This is a genomic window from Oryzihumus sp., from assembly GCF_036391795.1.
Lineage (GTDB): Bacteria > Actinomycetota > Actinomycetes > Actinomycetales > Dermatophilaceae > Oryzihumus.
Window position 1 is genome coordinate 1 of sequence record NZ_DASVZH010000231.1, and the last position, 5,501, is coordinate 5,501.

Annotated in this window: 4 protein-coding genes; 1 reads left to right on the forward strand and 3 read right to left on the reverse strand. The window is 75.3% G+C overall.

The genetic code is table 11. The features are described from left to right. From VF825_RS14370 to VF825_RS14380, 3 genes are all read right to left on the reverse strand, one after another. Positions 1-1,058 (reverse strand): DUF5719 family protein (locus VF825_RS14370; protein ID WP_331114476.1); only part of this gene is annotated, 1,058 nt, incomplete at its 3' end. After that, positions 1,055-4,183, reverse strand: coding sequence for a glycosyltransferase family 2 protein (locus VF825_RS14375; protein WP_331114478.1), 3,129 nt, complete (start codon positions 4,181-4,183; stop codon positions 1,055-1,057). The genes VF825_RS14375 and VF825_RS14370, both read right to left, overlap by 4 nt. 88 nt (positions 4,184-4,271) lie before the next feature. Continuing rightward, complete coding sequence (locus VF825_RS14380) at positions 4,272-4,514, reverse strand: WhiB family transcriptional regulator (protein ID WP_141789787.1); 243 nt, start codon at positions 4,512-4,514, stop codon at positions 4,272-4,274. A gap of 335 nt (positions 4,515-4,849) precedes the next feature. Between VF825_RS14380 and VF825_RS14385 the strand changes: the two genes are divergently transcribed. Then, a partial coding sequence (locus VF825_RS14385; protein ID WP_331114480.1) for a 2-phospho-L-lactate transferase CofD family protein occupies positions 4,850-5,501 on the forward strand: 652 nt, incomplete at its 3' end.

The following is a 5,501-nucleotide window of genomic DNA, read 5'->3' on the forward strand; positions in this document are numbered from 1 at the left end:
AGGACGGGCTCGTCGGCGAGCACGTGGACGGCGTAGGCACCCGGTGCCAACCCGGACAGGTCGACGTCGGTGGTGCCGTGGGCGGGGACCCGCACGACCCCGTCGTGCGGCAGAGCCTGCGCCCCGGCCGACGTCAGCAGCTGCAGCTGGACCACGGCCTCGGTGTCCCCGGGCACGGCCAGCCGCAGGGTCCCCCGTCCGTTCAGGGCCACCCCCGGCACGACCTGCTCGGGCGCGGGGTCGGCGGCCGGCACCGCGTCGTCGCCGCCGCGGGGCACGATCCCGTCCAGCCAGGTGTCGCTGAGCACCGCCGCGACCTCGCCGCCGCGGGCGGTGACGCCGACCACGGGTGACTTCTCGGAACCGGCGACGGCGTCGAGCAGCACCACGGTGCGGCCATAGGGCCCGACGACGATGTCCTGTGCCGCCGGCGAGGTCACCTCGCCGGCGGAGCCGAGCACCGTGAGGTCAACCTGGATCGGGTTGGGGCCGGGGTTGGCCAGGACGAGCCGTTCGCGACGGCCGGCCTCACCGCCACCGGCGATGAGCCAGGCCTGCTCCCGGGGGGCGACACAGGCCGACCCGCTCAGCCCGCGGTCATCGCCCTTGGCCACGAGCGTCCGCTGGGCCCCCACGGTGCCCGGGGCGAGCGAGCCGGTGGCGGCGGCGAGGACCGCTGCCGGGACCGACACCGTGGCGCCGAGGGCCGAGCCTCGTGCCGAGGTCGAGGGGGCCGGCCCGGGGGCGGCCTCCGGCGACGCCAGGGTGCGCAGGGAGAGCGTCCCGGGTCCCCCACTGCGGGCCTGCGGGGGCAGGACCTCCTGCGGCGCGGTCAGCGCGGCCACCGAGGTGGTCTGCCGCCCGGGCACCACGCCGTCGACCCCGAGGGTCTCCGGGCCCGGGCAGACCACGGCCGTGGAGGCCACCGCGGCGGCCGTCGCCGGCGGCACGGCGCGGGCTGCGGGTGCGGCCAGGTCCACCGCCGGGGCCTTGGCCGCCGCCAGCACCAGGCCGGCGCCGGCAGCGGTCACGAGCACCGTGCGGGTGAGGCCGATCATGAAGCCCTCCTGGAGCGTCGGTTGCCCAGCGGCACCGCGAGGAACACCACCAGGGCGAGCAGGCCCAGCTGACAGCGGGTCCACCAGTGGTGGGCCGGTTCCACCTCCACCCTCAGGTGCCGGGCTGTCGCGGGCAGGTCGTAGGTGGGCTGGGAGGCACCGGCCACGGCGACCAGGCGCCGCCCGTCGACGGTGACCGTGGCGTGACGGGTCCAGGCCGGCGGCTCGGCCAGCACCAGGCGGCGGCCCGTGCCGGCGGGGGCCAGGGTGGCTGTCGTCGCGCCGTGGTCGCCGCTGACGTCGACCGAGTCCAGGAGGCGACCGGTGCCGTCCTCGAGGCGGGCCCGGGCCGGGGGCACGTTGGTGTCCGCCATGGCGCCGGCCGCGGGAAGCACCCGCCAGAGGACCATGCCCTCGCTGTCGCCGAGCCGGGTCAGCCCGGCGGTGGAGTCGAGCCGGCGCACGACCGGGCTGTTGGCACTCCCGCGGAAGGCGACGAACCCGACGGCCAGGTCGGCCAGCCGCTGGTGGGGCTCCTCCGCGGTGGCCGGGGTGGTGGTCGCCAGGACGGCCTCGACGTCGCGGCCCAGCGTCGCCGGGCCACCGCCCGGGGCGGACCCCGCGTCCCGGGCCGGGACGCTTGCCTCTGACCCGAGCAGGCGGTAGCTGACCGCCCCCTCCTCGGGCGCCAGGAACAGCAGCCGGTTGGCCAGCGCACTGTGCGCCTGGTCCACGGCGACGGCGGGCAGCCGGAGGCCGGCCACCTGCAGTGGCCCCGGCACTTGCTGCACGACGAGCAGCGCACCGGTCGCGAGGACCCCGAGCAGGGCGAGCGCGATGGTCGGCGCGGCCAGGACCTGGCGCCAGCCGAAGCCGTGCCGGGCCAGGCGGGTGCCGAGGCCGTCCAGGCCCAGCACCGCGGCCGTCAGCAGCGCCAGCGCGAGCAGGTCGAGGCCGGTGCCCGGCCACGGCGTGAGTGCCGCGCCCGAGGCCGAGCGGCCGACCACGACGTGGGGGGCCAGCAGTGCCCCGGCGAGCCCGGTCAGGCCCAGCACGCCGAGCAGGCTCATCGCCCACGAGACGCGCTGGCGGCGCAGCAGGCCGGCCAGCCCGGCGAGCACCATGGGCGCGCAGACCGCCAGGGCCGGCACCTGAGCCGGCCACGGCTGCAGCAGCGCGACCTGCCACGCCGGCACCGCGGCGTGCGGGCCCACCGCGAGCCCCGGACCGGTCAGCAGCACTCGCGGGTCGGCCACGACGGCGAGCAGCCAGGGGCCGGTCAGCCCGGTGGTGACGGTCAGCAGCGCGAGCGCGCGCAGCCGTCGCCGGGCACCGGGCCCCACGAGGAGCAGGACCGCCGCGGCCAGGACCGCGACCACCCCGAGCGCGGGGTTGAACGCCGCCAGGACGGCCATGGCCAGGCCGGTGCCGGCCGTGACCGACGCGGACGCCGATCGCCTTGCGACGCAAGCGATCCCGGCCGCGACCACGGGCAGGAGGACGTGTGCGGCGACCGCGCCGAGCCGGCCCTCGCCGACCGCGAAGGTCATCGAGGGCAGCGTGGCCCAGGCCAAGGCGAGCCAGGCGCGCGGCCACCGCGCAGGGCTGACCACCCGGGAGGACAGGTATGCCGTGCCGGCCGCCAGGGGGGCCGCCAGCAGGAGGAGCCACGTCAGCGACAGGGCGGCCGGGGAGGCCGCGTCACCCACCCAGGGCACCAGGCTGAGCAGCCAGGTCGTGCCGGCGAGGACCGGGACCCACGGCGCCACGTCGCCCGAGGTGCCCAGCCCGGGCCCGTGCCAGCCGTCGAGCCACAGGTGCCACAGGGACGACGCGTCCGCGGACACCGGGAGCAGCTCGCCGCCGGTGACCCCGCCGGTGGGCGACAGCGCGCCGTGGTGCAACAGGTCGCGCCAGCCGAGCAGGGTGACCGCCGTGGTCAGCAGGACCGCCAGCACGCCCGGGTGCCGGGCCAGCCGCTGGGGCCAGGTGGGCCCGAGGACGGTCAGGTCCTCGGCCTCGTCGGACACCGGCCCGCTCTCCACCGTGTCCGGGGACGTCTCGACCGGGGCGGTGCGCCCCTCGAACGCGATCGCGTCATGCACCGCGTCCAGGGTGTGGCGCAGCGCCGTGCTGGTCGGCACGAACAGGCCGTGCAGGTCGCGGCGTCGCAGCTCGCGCCGGCCGCGGGCGCGCCACCGCGCCCCGAGGACGCGCCACGGGGTGAGCAGCGCGCCGACGTCCGCCAGCTCGAGCAGGGCACGGCGCGGGCGCTTCACCAGCAGCAGCGCGACTCCGGAGGCGAGGGAGGTCAGGGTGATCCACAGCGCCAGGAACGGGAGCAGGGGCACGGCGCACCGCGCGAGGGCGACCTGCCGGCCGTGGCGGCGGTCGAGCCGGCGGGCGGCACGGGCGTCGAGGTGCTCCGAGCGCAGGCCGTGCACCGAGGCCGCGGCGTCGCGCATCGTGGCCCGGGGCACCACCACCACGCGGTGGCCGGCCAGGTGGGCCCGCCAGCACAGGTCGAGGTCGTCGCGCAGCAGCCCGAAGGCGGGGTCGAAGCCACCGGTGAGGTCGTAGACGTCGCGCCGGACGAGCATGCCCGAGGTGTTGACCGCCATGACGTCGCTGCGGTGGTCGTGCTGGCCCTGGTCGGCCTCCCCACGGCTCGTGCCGTCGGCGCGACGACCGGAGCGGGTGACGAGCTGGCCGACCTCGACCAGGCGGCCGGGGTCCTTCCAGTCGAGCAGCTTGGGGCCGGCGATGCCGACGGAGGTGGACCGGCGTGCGGTGTCCAGGAGGGTCGCGAGGGTCCCGGGCGCAGCGGCACTGTCGTCGTGGAGGAGCCAGAGCCAGTCGGCCGGGGAGGCGACCTCGGGCAGGTCGGCGACGGCCCGGGATACGGCCTGTCCGAAGGGGACCTCGCGGCCGGTGGTGATCACCCTGATCTCGGCGACCGCGTCGTGGATTCGCTTGTGGCTGCTCAGGATTGCGGCACTGTCATCACGGGAGCCGGTGTCGACGACGACCAGGCGGTCGGGCAGCCTCCGCTGCGCCGCGAGGGCGTCGAGGCACTCGCCGAGCCACGGGGCTCCGTCGTGGACGACCAGGACCGCCGTGACCACCGGGGTACCGGGGGTCGCGGCCGTCGGGGACGGGGATGCGTCAGGTGGCGCAAGCGTCATGAGTCAGGGTGCGGAACCGCCCGGGCGGTCAGACCGCGCGCTTCTTCAGCTTGCGGCGCTCACGCTCGGACAGCCCACCCCAGATGCCGAAGCGCTCGTCGTGCGCCAGGGCGTACTCCAGGCACTCCCCGCGGACGTCGCACCCGACGCAGACCTTCTTGGCCTCCCGCGTGGATCCGCCCTTCTCGGGGAAGAACGCCTCGGGATCGGTCTGCGCGCACAGTGCGCGCTCCTGCCAGGACAGCTCACCGCCGTCCTCGTCGATCTCCATCGTGGTGATCAGTTGTAGCTCGTGCACGGCCCCTCCTCGACCCAACTCGCCAGCACAGCACTCGCGTTGGCCGCCCTGCTGGACCGAAGGATGTGACCGGCGTCTCGTCGTCGAGGTCTTGCTTCCCCGCCGTCGACTCGATTAGATCATCGGTTCTGTCCAGTAAAGAGACAACACTGGAATTACACGCGTGTCATACGCCCAAGTCAAGCCGTTCTCTGATATTCGGCGTATTCACAGGACCGACATATCCGCACTGCTTGCACTACCCCTTTGGGCTGGTCGCAAACCCACCGCCGTGCAACGGGTTTCGGTGCCCTGAGAGACTGCGGCCCATGCGCATCACCGCACTGGCCGGAGGCGTCGGCGGCGCCCGATTCCTGCGAGGCCTTCTGACCCATCTGGGCCGTGTGCCCGAATTGTCGGGTGCCACCATCACCGTTATCGGCAACACCGGCGACGACATTAGCCTTTTCGGTCTCCGGGTTTGTCCGGATCTGGACACGGTGCTCTACACCCTCGGCGGCGGCATTCACGAGAGCCAGGGCTGGGGCCGCGACGGCGAGACCCACGCCGTCCAGGCCGAGCTGGCCGCCTACGGCGCGACGCCGCAGTGGTTCGGCCTGGGCGACAAGGACTTCGGCACGCACATCGCGCGCAGCCAGTGGCTCGGCCAGGGGCTGACCCTGTCCGAGGTGACCGCCCGCCTCGCCGCCCGCTGGGGCCTGCCCGACCGTGGCGTGACGCTGCTGCCGATGTCGGACTCCCCCGTCGAGACGCACGTCGTCGTCGACGAGGGCGAGGGCCCCCGCGCGGTTCACTTCCAGGAGTGGTGGGTGCGGATGGGCGCCGCCGTGCCGGCGCAGCGGTTCGTCGCGGTCGGCATGGACCGCGCGGTCGCCGCCCCCGGGGTGCTCGACGCCATCCGTGAGGCCGACGTGGTGCTGCTGCCGCCGAGCAACCCGGTCGTCTCGATCGGCATCATCC